The organism is Caldimonas sp., from assembly GCF_046289365.1.
Classification (GTDB): domain Bacteria; phylum Pseudomonadota; class Gammaproteobacteria; order Burkholderiales; family Burkholderiaceae_C; genus Caldimonas.
Map to the genome: position 1 here is coordinate 1 of NZ_JBKBVU010000072.1, position 14902 is coordinate 14902.

Genomic DNA, 14902 nt, shown 5'->3' on the forward strand with positions numbered 1-14902 from the left:
CTGCGCGAGCTGGCGGTCAGCCCCGGCACCTGGACCGCCGCCCACCAGGACATCGTCCGCCTGGTCGAGGACGAGGCCGTCATGATCACCGGCGACGGCAACCTCGTGGAACTTCTGGCCAGCGTCCGCTACACGATCACCGAGCCGCGCGTCTTCCACTTCGAGGTCAAGGAGCCGGCCTTCCTGTTGCGGGCCATGGCCGAGGCCGCCCTGCGCGAGGAAATCTCCGACCGCGGCTTCGTCGAACTGCTCACCGCCGACCGCGCCGGCTTGCAGGAACGGGTGCGGACCCGCCTCGACGAGCGTTGCCGGCAGTACGGCGGCCGCGGCCTCGGCCATGGCCGAGGGTTCGAGCTGGGGGGCGACGCAGACGTCGGGGGCGATGGCTTGGACAGGCAGGGACATGGCAGGGACTCCTTGTGCGCCGTTCACCGGCTGAGGGCTTGCTTGACGGCGGCAGACACCAGGCCCATGTCGGCGCGGCCGGCCAAGGCGGCCTTGGCGGCCGCCATGACCTTGCCCATGTCGCCCGGGCCGGCTGCGCCCACCTCGGCCACAATGCGCCCGATTTCCGCCGCGATGTCTTCGGGGCTCAGGCGCTGGGGCAGGTAGGCCTCCAGCACGGCGATCTCGGCGTTTTCCTTGTCGGCCAGGTCGGTGCGCCCGGCCTGGGCATACTGCCCGGCGGCGTCCTTGCGCTGCTTGATCAGCTTGTCGATGATGCCGATGACCGCGGCGTCATCGAGGGTGATGCGCTCGTCGACTTCCTTTTGCTTGATGGCAGCCAGCAGCATGCGGATGGTCGACAGGCGCTCACTGTCCTTGGCGCGCAGGGCGGCCTTCATGTCGTCGGAGATGCGGTCCTTCAGGCTCATGGGGGTCTTGGGTGGAAGCAAAGGAAAGTATGCCGCGATCAGGCCAGAAAGCACAAAGCCCGCCGGGCGTCCCCAGGCGGGCTTGGGTCAAGCCGGGCTGCACGACGGGGCAGCCGCTGCCGGGCTTCTTCAGTACAGCTTCTTGGGCAGCTGCATGCTGCGCACGCGCTTGAAGTGGCGCTTGATGGCGGCTGCCTTCTTGCGCTTGCGCTCGGCCGTGGGCTTCTCGTAGAACTCGCGGGCACGCAGCTCGGTCAGCAGGCCCAGCTTTTCGATGGTGCGCTTGAAGCGGCGCAGGGCCACGTCGAACGGCTCGTTTTCTTTGACGCGAATGGTAGTCATTGAGAATGCGGATCCTTGAATCTCTTGGCGCCTCGCCCTGAGGCCCTGTCCGAACCCATGGGCGCCCTGGTGTACGGCCAAGGCCGAAGACGCACGGTTTGCCAGCAAAGACAATGATTATAGCCAGCCCGGGCTGCTTTGCAAAGCAGCCCGCCCTGCAGCTCAAGGCATGGCGGCGGCCATGGCGCGCGCGCAGGCGGCGGCGCTGGCCCAGGCCCACTGGAAGTTGTAGCCGCCCAGCCAGCCGGTCACGTCCACCACCTCCCCGACGAAATGCAGGCCTGGGATGCGGCGGCTTTCCAGGGTTTGCGAGCTGAGTTCGCGGGTGTCCACGCCCCCGGCCGTGACCTCGGCTTTGCGGTAGCCCTCGGTGCCGCTGGGCAGGAGCTGCCAGGACTGCAGCCGCTGCGCCAAGACGGCGAGGTCGCGGTCCCGGGTGTCGGCCAGCGCCCGGGCCCCGTCCATCCCCAGCGCGTGCAGCCAGGCCTCAGCCAGGCGCTGGGGCAGGTGTTCGGCCAGCACGGTGGCGAGCTGCCGGCGCGACCCGGGCTTGGCGTTGCGCAGGGCCGCGGCCAGGTCCAGGCCGGGGCACAGGTCGATCGTCAGCGGCTGGCCTGCCCGCCAGTGGCTGGAGATTTGCAGCACGGCCGGGCCGCTCAGGCCGCGGTGGGTGAAGAGCAGGTCCTCGTCGAAGTGGCCCTGCGCGCGGCCTTCTCCGGTGCGGATGCTCACGGGCAGGGCCACGCCGGCCAGCCCGGAAAAGGGCGCCCAGACCTCGCCGTCGAAGGTCAGTGGCACCAGGGCGGGACGGGTCTGGACGATGCGGTGGCCGAACTGGCGGGCCAGGCGGTAGCCGAAGTCGCTGGCGCCGATCCGGGGGATGGACAGCCCCCCGGTGGCCACGACCAGGCGGGTGCTGCGCACGGTGCCGCGGTCGGTGTCGCATTCGAAGCCGGCGCTGCCGTGGCGCACCGCGGCCACGCGACAGGGTTGCCAGCGCGTGACGCCGCCGGCTTCGCATTCGCGCAGCAGCAGGCGGATGATGTCTTCCGAGGACTCGTCGCAGAAGAGCTGGCCCTTGTGCTTCTCGTGCCAGCCGATGCGATGGCGCTGCACCAGGGCAATGAAGTCCTGCGGCGTGTAGCGGGCCAGGGCCGAACGGCAAAAGTGCGGGTTCTCGGACAGGAAGTTCGCCGGCCCGGCGTCACGGTTGGTGAAGTTGCAGCGCCCACCGCCGGAGATGCGGATCTTCTCGGCCACTTTCTCGGCGTGGTCGATCACGAGCACGCGCAGGCCTGCCTGCCCTGCGATGCCGGCACAGAACAGACCGGCCGCGCCTGCGCCGATCACCACCACGTCATAGGAATGCACGGCGCGCAGTGTAGGGCCACGCTACCATCGGGGGGCAGGATTTCACGCCTTTGTGGGGCCGGGAGTGGGACATGCAACTGGACGTGTGGTGGGCTTATTTCTTCGCGTGCTGGGCGATCGCGCTGTCGCCGGGCTCGGGGGCCGTGCTGTCGATGAGCCACGGGCTGTCCTATGGGGTGCGCTCGGCCAGCGTGACGATCGCCGGGCTGCAAGTGGGGCTGACGATCGTGCTGGTGATTGCCGGGGCCGGGCTGGGCGCGTTGCTGCTGGCATCGGAGACGGCCTTCACCGTGGTGAAGTGGGCCGGCGCGGCCTACCTGGTGTGGCTGGGCCTGAAGCAATGGCGTTCGAGCGCTGCGATCGCACCGGGGGCGGTACGCCTGCCGCCGCTGTCGGCACGCCGGCGCTTCCTGACGGGACTCCTCACCAATGCCACCAATCCCAAGGGCATCGTCTTCATGGTGGCCGTGCTGCCGCAGTTCATCGACCCGGGCCGACCCTTGCTGCTGCAGTTGTCCATCCTGGCCGCCACGATGTGCGTGGTGGATGTGATCGTGATGCACGGCTATGCGGCACTGGCCGCGCGACTGCAGGGTCTGCTGCGCACCCCGCATGCCGTGCGTTGGCTCAACCGTGGTTTCGGCGGGGTGCTGATGGGCATGGGGGCGGCGTTGGCCGCGTTCAAGCGGCAGCCGCTGTGAGGGGGGTGGCGTCGTGCCGGGGCAGGGCGGCCAAGCCTTGCAGCACGTCGCCCACGACGATCACGGCCGGGCTGCCGAGGTTTTCGCATTGCACGGTGGCGGCCAGGGCGTCCAGCGTGGTCACCGCATGGCGCTGCTGCGGCAGGGTGGCGTGCTGCACCACCGCCGTCGGCGTGTCGCCGCGCAGATGGGTGCGCAGCCCTTCGGCGATGCGCGGGTGGTGGGCCACACCCATGTAGATGACCAGGGTGAAGCCCTGGGCGGCGGTGGCCGAGAGCTGGGCCCAGTCGAGGTCGGACCGCCCGTCCCCGGCATGGCCGGTGACGAAAATCACACCATGAGCATGGTGGCGGTGGGTGAGGGGCACGCCCAGGGCCGTGCAGGCCGCCAGGCCGGCGGTGATGCCGTTGATCACCTCGACCCGCAAGCCGGCGGCGCGCAGGTGCTCGGCCTCCTCGCCGCCGCGGCCGAAGATGAAGGGGTCTCCGCCCTTGAGCCGCACGACGCGTTCGCCGCGGCGGGCCTCGGTGATCATCATGCGCTCGATGAAGTCTTGCGGGGTGGAGCGGCAGCCGCCGCGCTTGCCCACCGGCACGATGCGCGCGCCGCGCCGGGCGTGGCGCAGCACGCCATCGCCGACCAGGTCGTCGACCAGCAGCACGGTGGCGCGGCGGATGGCCCGCACGGCCTTGAGCGTGAGCAGTTCGGGGTCGCCAGGGCCGGCGCCGACCAGGGTGACGAGCGGTGCCTGGCAGGCGCGGGGCGGGTCAGGCCGATGGGTCATGGGATGGAGTCCTGGTGTCCTGTGACCCAGACAGCGCTTGCAAGAGGCATTCCACCTGTCGCAGCAGCGGGACCGGCGTGGGTCTCGCGCCGCTGACCACGGCCTGGATGTAGTGCGCCGTCGTGGCGGCATCGCACTGGGCGGGCAGCAGCGGCAGCTCGGTCAGCACGCCCTCGCGCGCGGCGATCCCCAGCTCAGGGCGGGGCCGGCCCGCCAGGAAGACGTCCATGCGCGGTGTGCGGCGCGGGTCGGCAAAGGGCTCGCCTTCGGTGCCCCGCAGCAGCATCGCGTGGGCTGCGGTGGCCTGCAGGAACTGCGTCAGCAAGGCCCCGTACTCGGGGTGGGTGTAGTTCACGACACGCAGGCCTTCGCCCGGGTCGAGCAGCTTGGCCACGGTGTGACCGGGATTGCGCAGGCCGATGACCCAGCGCACGTCGAGCAATCGCGCCAGCGGCGGGCACAGATGCCCGGTGCGGATGTAGGCAGGCTCGTCTCGGGCCCAGCGTTGCTGCAGATCGCCGGGGGTTTCGGCCGGCGCCAGGCCGAGATGGCTGAAGATCTCGGCGGTGGTGACGCGGCCCGGGTCGTCGGGCATGCCATGCACCAGCACGGCCACCCCCGCGCGCGACAGCATCAGGGCCAGCAGTGCGGTGAGGTTGGGCAGCTTGCGCGCGCCGTTGTAGGACGGCAGCACGACCAGGGGGCGGCCGGGGGCGATGGGCAGGCAGCGCTCTCGTGTGGCCTGCAAGAAGCCGGCCAGCTCCTCGACCGATTCGCCCTTGATGCGCATCGCGATGGCAAAGGCGCCGAGTTCGAGGTCGCTGACCCGGCCGTCGAGGACCTGGCACATCAGATCGTGGGCCTGCTCGCGGTTCAGCGAGCGGGCGCCTTCCTTGCCGCGGCCGATCTCCTTGATGTAGGGGGCGATGCTCATGAGGTCGTGTGTCGGGTGTCCGATCCAGGCAGGGGCCCCATTGTCACGCGGCCTGCAGGCTGGTGCGCACCAGCCGGCGCAGTTCGGGCACGCACGAGCCGCACTGGGTGCCACAGCGCCGTTCAGCCTGCAGACGGGCCAGGCGGTCTTCGGCGCTGCCCTGGCATTGCGCCAGGGTGGCGAGGATCTCGCCTTCCGTGACGTTCAGGCAGGTGCACACCTGGCGGCTGCGCGGGGCCAGCGTTGCCGGCGGCTTGGCGCCGGGCGCGAGCAGGGCGCGGCCATAGGCCTGGGCGGGCGCTTCGTCTTGCAGCAGGGCGCGCACCCAGGACTCGGCGCGGGTGTCGCCGGCCAGCATGAAGGCTTCGAGCCGGGCGCCCTGGGGGCTATCCCCCCGGGGCACCAGGCGCATCGCACGGCGCTGGCCCCGGCGGCGGTCGGCGTAGCGCAGCACCTCGGCGCCGGCCAGGCCGAGTGCCTCCTCGATGTGCGCGAGCCACTCGTCGCCGGGGGGCTCGTAGGCGGCCGCCCGAAAGAGCACCCCCAGCACGCCGCGTTCGCTGGGCTCGCGCCCGAAGGGTACGCAACTGGCGTAGGCGAAGCGTGGCATCAGCTCGCGCAGGGCCGCGATGGCGCGATGGGCCTGGCCCACCGGCAGCCAGGCGGCCGCGAGCAGGGTCCACGGCAGTTCGGCCTTGAGCACCTTGACGGCCGCGTGCTTGAGCTCGGGCTGCTTGGATGTCGGGCACAAGGCGGGGGTGGTCAGGGCATTGACGCCGGCCAGGCGCTCGCCAGTGCTGCTGGCACCGGAGAGGAACTCCTCGCCCCAGTGCATGGCCAGGAAGGCCTGGGACAGGCCCACCTGCTCGCTGCCTTGGACCGGCAGCACGATGGAGCCGCGCCGGGACGTGAGATGGACGAGGTCGCCGTCCTTCAGGCCACGCCGCGCCATGTCCTGCGGGTGCAGTTGCACGGCGGGCTCGCTCACATGACCGAACAACCGCCCGAGCAGGCCGGTGCGGCTCATGCCGTGCCAATGGTCGCGCAGCCGGCCGGTGGTCAGGCTGAACGGGTAGCGGGCATCGCGTGGCTCGGCCAGGGGGGTGTAGGGCACGTCGGCAAAGCGCGCACGCCCATCGGGCGTGGGGAAACACCCGTCTTCGTACAGCCGCGCGCGCGGGGCCTGGCCCTCGGGGCAGGGCCAGTGCTGCGGGCCCTCGTGCTCCAGCCGCGCATAGCTCAGGCCGGTGATGTCCAGGTCGCGCCCGCGGGTGGATTCGCGGTGCTCGTTCCAGATGGCCTCAGGGGTGTCGTAGGGAAAGAGCGTGGCCTGGCCGTTGCGGCGCGCGCTCCAGCGGGCTTCGAGCCGGTGGGCGAACTCGACCGCGATGCGCCAGTCGGCACGGGCCTCGCCGGGCGGCGCCACGGCGGCCCGCACGCGGCTGATGCGGCGCTCGCTGTTGGTGACGGTGCCTTCTTTTTCGCCCCAGGTGCTGGCCGGCAGCAGCAGATCCGCGTAGGCGCAGGTGGCCGTGGTGGCGAAGGCTTCCTGCACCACGACAAACTCGCAGCGCTCCAGTGCCGTGCGCACGGTGGCCTGGTCGGGCAGGGACTGCGCCGGATTGGTGCAGGCGATCCACAGCGCCTTGATCTCGCCGCGGGCGGCGGCCTCGAACATCTCGACGGCTGTCTTGCCCGGCGTGGCCGGTACGTCAGCCACTCCCCACAGGCGGGCGACTTCGGCACGGTGCTGCGGGTTGGACAGGTCGCGGTGCGCCGACAGCAGATTGGCCAGGCCGCCGACCTCGCGACCGCCCATGGCGTTAGGCTGGCCAGTGAGCGAGAAGGGCCCGGCGCCGGGGCGGCCGATCTGGCCGGTGGCCAGGTGGAGGTTGATGAGGGCGGCGTTCTTGGCGGTGCCGCTGCTGCTCTGGTTCAGGCCCTGGCAGTACAGCGACAGCGTGGCGCGGGACTGTCCGAACCATCGGGCGGCTTCGATCAGCGCGGCCGTCTCGATGCCGCACAGCCGGGCGCTCTCCCGGGGAGAGAAGTCGAGGACGCGGCGCCGCAGGGTCTCGAAGCCTTGGGTGTGGGCCGCGATGAAGGCCGGGTCGGTGAGCTGCTCCCACAGCAGCACGTGCAGCATGCCATGGAACAGGGCCACGTCGGTGCCGGGCTGGATGGGCAGGTAGAGGTCGGCGAACTCGGCCGTCTCGGTGCGGCGCGGATCGGCCACGATGATCTTGAGGCGCGGGTTCGCGCGCTTGGCATCCTCGATGCGCCGGAACAGGATGGGATGGGCGTAGGCCGTGTTCGAGCCGACGATGAAGATCACCTCGGCATGGTCGACGTCCTCGTAGCAGTTGGGCGGTGCATCGGCGCCCAGCGTCAGCTTGTAGGCCGCCACCGCACTGCTCATGCACAGGCGCGAGTTGGTGTCGATGTTGTTGGTGCCGATCAGGCCCTTGGCCAGTTTGTTGAAGACGTAGTAGTCCTCGGTGAGGAGCTGGCCCGAGATGTAGAAGCCCACGGCATCGGGGCCGTGGCGATCGATGATGTCGCCAAAGCGGGTGGCGGCTTCGTCCAGCGCGGTGTCCCAGCTGATGGCCTGCGGTGCCTGCCCACGGTGGGCCCGGCGCATCGGTCGCAGCAGCCGGGTGTGCGCGATGAGCGGCGCACTGGCGGTCAGGTGCAGGGTGCTGCCCTTGGTGCACAGCCGGCCGAAGTTGGCCGGATGCTCGGGGTCGCCGCGCACGCCGATGATCTGCTCGCCCTGCGACTCGATGATCACGCCGCAGCCGACCCCGCAGTAGGGGCAGGTGGAGCGCGTGTGCCGGACCGGCGCCTGTGTCATGCCGCTGCCTTCACCTCGTCCAGGGCCAGGGTGTTCAGCTCGTCCACGTCGAGGTAGACCTGGCCGGATTCGATCTTCACCGTGAACCGCTGTGTGCAGCCCTGGTCGGGCTCCCGGGCGCAGCCGTCGTCCAGACCGATGGTCCAGTTGTGCAGCGGGCAGGCCACGCTGGTGCCGAAGACGATGCCCTGGCTCAGCGGGCCGCCCTTGTGCGGGCAGCGGTCGAGCAGCGCAAAGACCTGGTCGTCGGCATTGCGAAAGACCGCCACCGCGCCGCCGACAGGGCGTTGCACGCGGCGTGCGCCCAGCCGGGGGATGTCCTCGACGTGGCAGATGGGTTTCCATTGAGTCATGTGGGGCTCCTCCTTGGGGTCAGGCGCTCAGCGCCTCGAACTGGCGGGTGTCGACCTTGGCCTTGTCGAACTCGAACCACGGATCGGGCTCGCCGTCCAGCGAGAACTGCAACCGCTCCCACAGGGCCCGGCGACCCTCGGCATCGTCGAGGATGCGCTTTTTCACGTAATCCAGGCCCACACGGCCGACATAGTGGCAGGTGCGCTCGAGGTACCAGCCCTCCTCGCGGTAGAGCTGCAAGAAGGCGCCGCTGACTTCCAGCACTTCCTCGGCCGTGCGCACCTTCACCAGGAACTGCGCCACCTCGGTCTTGATGCCACCGTTGCCCGCGATGTAGATCTCCCAGCCCGAGTCGACGCCGATCACGCCGACGTCTTTGATGCCGGCCTCGGCACAGTTGCGCGGACAGCCGCTGACGGCAAGCTTGACCTTGTGCGGGGCGTACATGCGCCACAGCGCGCGCTCCAGGTCCTTGCCCATCTGTGTGCTGTCTTGGGTGCCGAAGCGGCACCATTGGCTGCCCACACAGGTCTTGACCGTGCGCAGCGCCTTGGCATAGGCATGGCCCGAGGGCATGCCGAGATCGCGCCAGACGTGGACGAGGTCTTCCTTTCTCACGCCCAGCAGGTCGATGCGCTGGCCTCCGGTCACCTTGACGGTGGGGATCTTGTACTTGTCCACCACGTCGGCGATGCGGCGCAGCTCGTCGGCGGTGGTCTCTCCGCCCCACATGCGCGGCACCACCGAGTAGGTGCCGTCCTTCTGGATGTTGGCGTGGCTGCGTTCGTTGATGAAGCGCGATTGCGGGTCGTCCTGGGCCTCCTTGGGCCAGGTGGACAGGAGGTAGTAGTTCAACGCCGGCCGGCACGTGGCGCAGCCGTTGGGCGTGCGCCAGTTCAGGTGGCGCATCACCGCGTCGATGGTGAGCAGCTTGCTGCCGTCGGCCAGCGGCGTGCGGATGGCCTGGCGCACCTCCTCGTGGCTGTGGTCGGTGCAGCCGCACAGGGCCTTCTTCTTGGGCGTGGCCGAATAGTCGCCGCCGGCGGTGAACATCAGGAGCTGTTCCACCAGACCGGTGCACGAGCCGCAGGAGGCGCTGGCCTTGGTGTGCTTGCGCACTTCCTCCAGCGTGAACAGGCCCTTGTCCTTGATGGCCTTGCAGATGGCACCCTTGGTCACGCCGTTGCAGCCACAGACCTCGTCGCTGTCGGCCATGGCTGCGGCCTTGTTGTGGCCTTCGTGGCCGGTGTCGCCGATGTTCGATTCTCCGAACATCAGCCGGTCGCGGATGTCGTGGACGGGACGCCCCTCGCGCAGCAGCTTGAAGTACCAGGAGCCGTCGACCGTGTCGCCATAAAGACAGGCGCCCACGAGCTTGTCATCCTTGAGCACGAGCTTCTTGTAGACCCCGCCGTAGGGGTCGCTCATCACGATCTCCTCGGTGCCTTCCCCGCCCATGAAGTCACCGGCCGAGAACAGGTCGATGCCGGTGACCTTGAGCTTGGTGGACACCTGCGAGCCCAGGTAGCGCCCGATGCCGAACTGTCCGAGATGGGTGGCGCAGACCTTGGCCTGTTCGAACAACGGGGCCACCAGGCCGTAGGCCACGCCGCGGTGCGAGGCGCATTCGCCCACTGCGTAGATGCGCGGGTCGGTGACGGTCTGCATCGTGTCGGTGACGACGATGCCGCGGTGGCAGTGCAGGCCGATCCGCTCGGCCAGTTCGGTGTTGGGTCGGATGCCGGCGGCCATGACCACGAGGTCGGCCGGCACCTCCGAGCCGTCCTTGAATTGCACGGCCATGACGCGCCCGTCGGGGCCGCCGATCAGGGCCTGGGTCTGGGCACCGATCAGGAACTTCAGCCCCCGTGCCTCCAGCGACTTCTGGAGCATTCTGCCGGCTACCTCATCGAGCTGACGCTCCATCAGCCAGGGCGCGATGTGCACCACGCTGACCTGCATGCCACGCAGCATCAGGCCGTTGGCCGCTTCCAGGCCCAGCAGGCCGCCGCCGATCACCACGGCATGCCGGTACTTCGCAGCCGCCTCGATCATCGCGTTGGTGTCGGCGATGTCGCGGTAGGCGATCACGCCATCGAGATCCCTGCCTGGCACCGGCAGGATGAAGGGGTTGGAGCCGGTGGCCAGCAGCAGGCGATCGTAGGCGGCCTCGGTGCCGTCCTCGGCGCGCACGATGCGGCGGCTGCGATCGACTTCCACCACCTTCTTGCCCAGATGCAGGGTGATGCCGTTGTCCTGGTACCACGACACCGGGTTGAGAATGATCTCCTCCAGCGTCTGCTCGCCCGCGAGCACCGGCGACAGTGCGATGCGGTTGTAGTTGGGGTGCGGCTCGGCACCGAAGACCGTGATCTCGTAGAGATCGGGCGCGATCTTCAGCAACTCTTCCAGGGTGCGCACGCCGGCCATGCCGTTGCCCACCATCACCAGTTTCATCTTCTTCATTTGCCGAACTCCATCAATGAGCCTGCCCGGGCAGAAATAGCAAGGGGGATGCCACGACGCGAGGGACCGCAGCCGCCGGTGTGCACCGTTGCGGGGCTTGCGTGGCGACGCGCTTTGGGCAACAGTGCCGAGCCGTCCTTCTTTGGCGCCCGTGCGCCCTTGCATCCATGAGTTTCGACGTCGACATCGGCCATGCCAGCGAGCGCGGGGCGCGTGAGCACAACGAGGACTTCGCCGCGGTGATGCAGCCGGCGCCCTCGGACGAGATGCGCGGCCTGATCGCGGCCGTGGCCGACGGCGTGGCCAGCGCAGGTCAGGGCCGGCTGGCGGCGCAGACCACGGTGATGAGCCTGGTGCAGGATTTCCATGCCGTGCCCGAGACCTGGGACACCACGGTGGCGCTGGACCGGCTCATCGGCGCACACAACGCCTGGCTGGCCGGTCACAATCGGCGCGGCAGCGCGCAGGCAGCGGCCATGTGCACGCTCACGGCACTGGTGCTGCGCGGACACAGCTACACGCTGGCCCATGTGGGCGACACGCGGGCCTGGCTGCTGCGCGAAGGCGAGTGCGTCCAGCTCACGCAGGACCACAGTGTCGATCATCCCGACCTGCGCCATGCGCTGTCGCGCGCGATCGGTCTGGACGACCATGTGCGTGTCGACTACAGCCAGGGCGAGCTGCACCGCGGCGATGTCTTCGTGCTCACCAGCGATGGCGTGCACGGGGTGCTGCGCCGGCGCGACCTGGCGGCGCTGGCGCGCGAGGGGTCGGCCCAGGCGGCCAGCGAAGCGCTGGTGCGTGCTGCCCTGGCCGCCGGCAGCCGTGACAACGCCACGGCGCTGGTGATCCGTGTGGCCGGGCTCGCGGCCGGTCGCCTGGAGGACCTGTTGCTGCGCGGCCGCCGCCTGCCGGTGCCGCCCCGCTTGCGGGTCGGTGACACGCTGGACGGCTACACCGTCACCGCGGTGCTGGCCGACAACGGGGTGCACCGTCTCTACCAGGCGCGTGAGCGCAGCACACAGGCCCTGGTGGTGATCAAGACCCTGCACGAGGCCCGGGCGAGCGACCCCGAAGAGCGTGCGATGCTGGCCCACGAGGCCTGGCTGGGCAGCCGCGTGGCCCGCGATCGATCCAGCGGCCTGGTGCAGGTCCACGACCTGGCCGATCCCAGCGCCTTTTACGTGGTGTATGACTGGCATGGCGGCCAAACCCTGGAGCAGCTCATGGCCCGGGGGCAGCCCCTGGGCGTGCCAGAGGTCGTGGAGGCCGGTCGTGCGGTGCTGGGGGCCTTGGGGCGACTGCACCGCCAAGGCGTGATCCACCGGGACGTCAAACCGGCCAATGTGCACCGGGGCGAGGACGGCCGGTGGCGGCTGCTCGACCTGGGCGTGGCCGTCTCGGGACGCGAGCCCGAGGCCGCGCGCAGCCTGCACGCGGGCACGCCCAGCTACATCAATCCCGAACAGTGGTTGCCGGACGACCCGCTGCCGGCCGACGCCGCCAGCGACCTCTACGCGCTGGGGGTCACGCTGTACCAGGCCCTCACCGGCCGGCTGCCCTATGGCGAGGTCGAGCCCTATCAGCTCGCCCGCTTCCGCCACGATCCGCGCCCGCCTTCGCAGTGGCGCCCGGATGTGCCCGTCTGGCTGGACCACGTGGTGCTCAAGGCCGTGGCGCGCGAGCGCCGCCAGCGCTTCGAGACGGCCGAGGAGTTCGCGTTGGCGCTTGAGCGCGGGGCCTCGCGGCCCTTGCCGGCGCAGCCGCCCACGCCGTTGGTGGCGCGCGATCCGGCCGCGCTGTGGAAGATCGCGCTGGCGGTCTCCTTGCTCTTCAATGGGCTGCTCATCGTGTGGCTGCTTTTCCTGCCACGCTGAAAGCTGCCGGGGGGGAGGGGAGGTCCTCATCGCCGGCTCCGCTCACTTTGCCATGCCGCGCAGCTCGGCGCGCCCGTAGTCCTGGGGCGCGGCCTCGACGGGGACCGTGCGCGCGCGGCCTCCTCTTTCAGCCCAGGTGCGCGTCCAGCGGATCTGCACGATGCGCAGCATCACCAGCAGGCCCAGGGACAGCACAGCGAAGGAGACGAAGCCCCAGAGGTAGGTGCCGGCATACTGTTTGGACACGCCCATCGCATTGGGCAGGAAGCCGCCCCCCAGGGCCCCGATCTCGCCGATCATCGAGCCTGCGACGGCGGTGGTGAGTGGCCAGCGCAGAGGCACGAGCTGGAACAGGGCACCGTTGCCCGCCCCCAAGGCGGCGAAGCACAGCATGAAAAGCAAGGTGGTGACCACCACCGAGCCGCCGGCGAAGCCGCACAGCACCAGGGTGACGCTGACGATGAGCAGCACACCGGTGAGCGTGGTCACGCCGCCCACGCGGTCGGAGACGTAGCCACCCACCACCCGCACGGCCGATCCCATCAGCGTGGCCAACATCGTGAGCTGCCCGGCCTCCACCTTGGTCACCTTGAATTGGTCGTAAAAGTAGGTGGGCAGGAAGCTGGCCAGGCCGATGAAGCCGCCGAAGGTGACGATGTAGATCAGGCTGAAGGCCCAGCCGTCCTTCTCGAACAGGCAGGAGACGTGCTCGCGCAGGGTCTGGCGCTCACGGTCGGGCGGCTCCTTGGCGGCCCACCACATCACGACCATGGGCAGCAGCATCGTGAGGGCGGCCAGACCGTAGACCGTCTGCCAGCCGAAGTGCGTGGCCAGGGGCGGGGCGAACAGCACGGCCAGCACCGTGCCGGAATTGCCCGCCCCGGCGATGCCCATCGCCAGCCCCTTGTAGCGCGGCGGATACCAGCCGCTGCCCAGGCTCAGCGCCACACCGAAGCTGGCCCCGGCGATGCCCAGCAGCACGCCCATGGCCAGCACGCGGTCGTAGCGGTCCACGAAGAAGTAGCCGTAGACGAGGGCCAGCACGATCAGGCCCATCTCCACCATCGCGGCGTTCTTGCGGCCGATGTACTGGGCCAGCACGCCCAGCGGGAAGCGCATCAGCGCACCGGCGAGGATGGGCACCGAGATCATGAAGCCCTGCTGTGCTGGCGTGAGGTGGAAGCTCTCGCCGATGAACGGGCCCATCGCGCCGTTGAGCACCCAGATGGCGAAGCAGAAGTCGAAATAGAGAAAGGACGCGAACAGCGTCGGCCAGTGGCCGGATTTCAGGAAAGTCGTGGAGCCGGACATGACGAGCCTCGGTGAACCCGCAGCCCTGCGGGCCGGCGGGAAGGGAGGCACTGCGTTGCGCACAGCATCATGCGCAGGACCGGCGGTGCGGTGCACGGTCCGGGTGCGGCGTTGCACCCTGCGGCGGTTCAGCAACATCCGTGCCAGGGCGGGTGCTGGACGACCCGTGCCGCGGCGGGTGCGAAGCTTGCTAGACGCCCAGGGTGTGCCTCTGTCCGGAGTCTCGCCCTGAACGCCACTGCCTGCCGCCCTGTCTCCATCCTCGTTCTGGGCGAGGACCCGCTGCGCTGCGCCACCCTCGAGGCCGATCTGGGCGCCATGGGCTTTCACGTGCTTGGTGCCACCGGCTGCCACATGCTGGTGCGCGAGGCGGTGCGGCTCGCACCGGATGGGGTGGTGGGCTGGGCGGCACACCTCGACGAAGCGTGTGTACAGGCGCTGGAACGCCTGCGTGACACCGAGCCTCGCCCAGTGCTGCTGTACACGGCCGACGCGGAGGTGGAGCGCCTGGCCCGCGCGCTGCAGGCCGGGGTGCACGGCTGTGTGGTGCAGGCCTATGCACGCGAGCGGCTGCGCACCGAATGGGCGCTGGCCCGGCTGCGCTTCGAGCAAGAGCGGACCTTGCGTGAAGAGCTTGCGGCCGTGCGGCAGCGCTTCGAGGAACGCAAGCTGGTCGACCGCGCCAAGGGCCTGCTGATGCGGGCCACCCAAATGAGCGAGGACGAAGCCTTCCGGGTCCTGCGGCGCTCGTCGATGCAGGCCAACCGGCGCGTCGGCCTGGTGGCGCGCGATCTGATCGACGCTGCCCGGCACGGCGAGGCCGTCAACCGGGCCGGTCAGTTGCGCATGCTCTCGCAGCGCCTGGTCAAGCTCCATGCCCTGCGGGCCTGCGGCCTCGAGGCCGAGGACAGCCAGGCAAGGCTGGTGGCCTCCGTGCAGCGCATCGACGAGAACCTGGCGTTGCTGACACGTCATCTGTCGGCCGCCAGCTTCGGCGACCTGTTGGCTGCGGTGCAATCGGCCTGGGCGGCGC

At 69.8% G+C, this 14902-nt stretch carries 12 protein-coding genes and 1 pseudogene; 4 read left to right on the plus strand and 9 right to left on the minus strand.

Annotated elements, in window-relative coordinates; translation table 11 throughout:
• Positions 1-81: 81 nt before the first annotated feature.
• Positions 82-261 (plus strand): annotated as a pseudogene (locus ACK42S_RS09145) (hypothetical protein); the annotation flags it as partial.
• A 167-nt stretch (positions 262-428) separates the two neighbouring features.
• Here the strand turns inward: ACK42S_RS09145 and ACK42S_RS09150 are convergent.
• The 3 genes from ACK42S_RS09150 to ACK42S_RS09160 form a co-directional block, all read right to left on the minus strand.
• The gene (locus tag ACK42S_RS09150) at positions 429-875 is read right to left on the minus strand and encodes a GatB/YqeY domain-containing protein (RefSeq protein WP_409705992.1); all 447 of its coding nucleotides are present in this window, start codon (positions 873-875) and stop codon (positions 429-431) included.
• 129 nt (positions 876-1004) lie between these two features.
• Positions 1005-1217: a 30S ribosomal protein S21 gene (gene rpsU, locus ACK42S_RS09155; RefSeq protein ID WP_019559597.1), complete on the minus strand. Its 213-nt coding sequence runs from the start codon at positions 1215-1217 to the stop codon at positions 1005-1007.
• Between the two features lie 162 nt (positions 1218-1379).
• Positions 1380-2588, minus strand: coding sequence for an NAD(P)/FAD-dependent oxidoreductase (locus ACK42S_RS09160; protein WP_409705995.1), 1209 nt, complete (start codon positions 2586-2588; stop codon positions 1380-1382).
• Positions 2589-2659: 71 nt separating this feature from the next.
• Here ACK42S_RS09160 and rhtB point away from each other — a divergent pair, with 71 nt between their 5' ends.
• On the plus strand, positions 2660-3289 hold the full coding sequence (rhtB, locus tag ACK42S_RS09165) for a homoserine/homoserine lactone efflux protein (RefSeq protein ID WP_409705998.1): 630 nt from the start codon (positions 2660-2662) through the stop codon (positions 3287-3289).
• On the opposite strand, the gene cobA is transcribed toward rhtB, so the two are convergent.
• The 5 genes from cobA to nirB are packed head-to-tail and all read right to left on the minus strand — an operon-like array spanning position 3270 to position 10681.
• Entirely contained in the window at positions 3270-4073 is an 804-nt protein-coding gene (gene cobA / locus ACK42S_RS09170; protein WP_409706001.1) for a uroporphyrinogen-III C-methyltransferase, read from the minus strand. The genes rhtB and cobA overlap by 20 nt on opposite strands.
• Complete coding sequence (ybiB, locus tag ACK42S_RS09175) at positions 4057-5007, minus strand: DNA-binding protein YbiB (RefSeq protein ID WP_409706004.1); 951 nt, start codon at positions 5005-5007, stop codon at positions 4057-4059. The genes cobA and ybiB overlap by 17 nt, the downstream gene beginning before the upstream one ends.
• Before the next feature lie 43 nt (positions 5008-5050).
• Complete coding sequence (locus ACK42S_RS09180) at positions 5051-7861, minus strand: molybdopterin-dependent oxidoreductase (RefSeq protein WP_409706007.1); 2811 nt, start codon at positions 7859-7861, stop codon at positions 5051-5053.
• Positions 7858-8214: a nitrite reductase small subunit NirD gene (nirD, locus tag ACK42S_RS09185; RefSeq protein WP_409706010.1), complete on the minus strand. Its 357-nt coding sequence runs from the start codon at positions 8212-8214 to the stop codon at positions 7858-7860. Before nirD ends, ACK42S_RS09180 begins: the two co-directional genes overlap by 4 nt.
• A gap of 19 nt (positions 8215-8233) precedes the next feature.
• Positions 8234-10681: a nitrite reductase large subunit NirB gene (gene nirB, locus ACK42S_RS09190; protein WP_409706013.1), complete on the minus strand. Its 2448-nt coding sequence runs from the start codon at positions 10679-10681 to the stop codon at positions 8234-8236.
• Positions 10682-10848: 167 nt separating this feature from the next.
• On the opposite strand from nirB, the gene ACK42S_RS09195 reads away from it, so the two are divergent.
• Complete coding sequence (locus ACK42S_RS09195; protein WP_409706016.1) at positions 10849-12558, plus strand: bifunctional protein-serine/threonine kinase/phosphatase; 1710 nt, start codon at positions 10849-10851, stop codon at positions 12556-12558.
• A gap of 42 nt (positions 12559-12600) precedes the next feature.
• On the opposite strand, the gene ACK42S_RS09200 is transcribed toward ACK42S_RS09195, so the two are convergent.
• A complete protein-coding gene (locus ACK42S_RS09200) occupies positions 12601-13869 on the minus strand; it encodes an MFS transporter (protein ID WP_409706019.1) in 1269 nt (422 codons plus the stop codon).
• 318 nt (positions 13870-14187) lie between these two features.
• Here ACK42S_RS09200 and ACK42S_RS09205 point away from each other — a divergent pair.
• Positions 14188-14902: ANTAR domain-containing protein (locus tag ACK42S_RS09205; RefSeq protein ID WP_409706022.1), on the plus strand; the 715-nt coding region annotated here is incomplete at its 3' end.

Bases quoted from the DNA above. Each gene is read 5' to 3' on its own strand.
- ACK42S_RS09150 (WP_409705992.1), bottom strand. From the start codon at position 875: ATGAGCCTGAAGGACCGCATCTCCGACGACATGAAGGCCGCCCTGCGC.
- rpsU (WP_019559597.1), bottom strand. From the start codon at position 1,217: ATGACTACCATTCGCGTCAAAGAAAACGAGCCGTTCGACGTGGCCCTG.
- rhtB (WP_409705998.1), top strand. From the start codon at position 2,660: ATGCAACTGGACGTGTGGTGGGCTTATTTCTTCGCGTGCTGGGCGATC.
- cobA (WP_409706001.1), bottom strand. From the start codon at position 4,073: ATGACCCATCGGCCTGACCCGCCCCGCGCCTGCCAGGCACCGCTCGTC.
- ybiB (WP_409706004.1), bottom strand. From the start codon at position 5,007: ATGAGCATCGCCCCCTACATCAAGGAGATCGGCCGCGGCAAGGAAGGC.
- ACK42S_RS09180 (WP_409706007.1), bottom strand. From the start codon at position 7,861: ATGACACAGGCGCCGGTCCGGCACACGCGCTCCACCTGCCCCTACTGC.
- nirD (WP_409706010.1), bottom strand. From the start codon at position 8,214: ATGACTCAATGGAAACCCATCTGCCACGTCGAGGACATCCCCCGGCTG.
- nirB (WP_409706013.1), bottom strand. From the start codon at position 10,681: ATGAAGAAGATGAAACTGGTGATGGTGGGCAACGGCATGGCCGGCGTG.
- ACK42S_RS09195 (WP_409706016.1), top strand. From the start codon at position 10,849: ATGAGTTTCGACGTCGACATCGGCCATGCCAGCGAGCGCGGGGCGCGT.
- ACK42S_RS09200 (WP_409706019.1), bottom strand. From the start codon at position 13,869: ATGTCCGGCTCCACGACTTTCCTGAAATCCGGCCACTGGCCGACGCTG.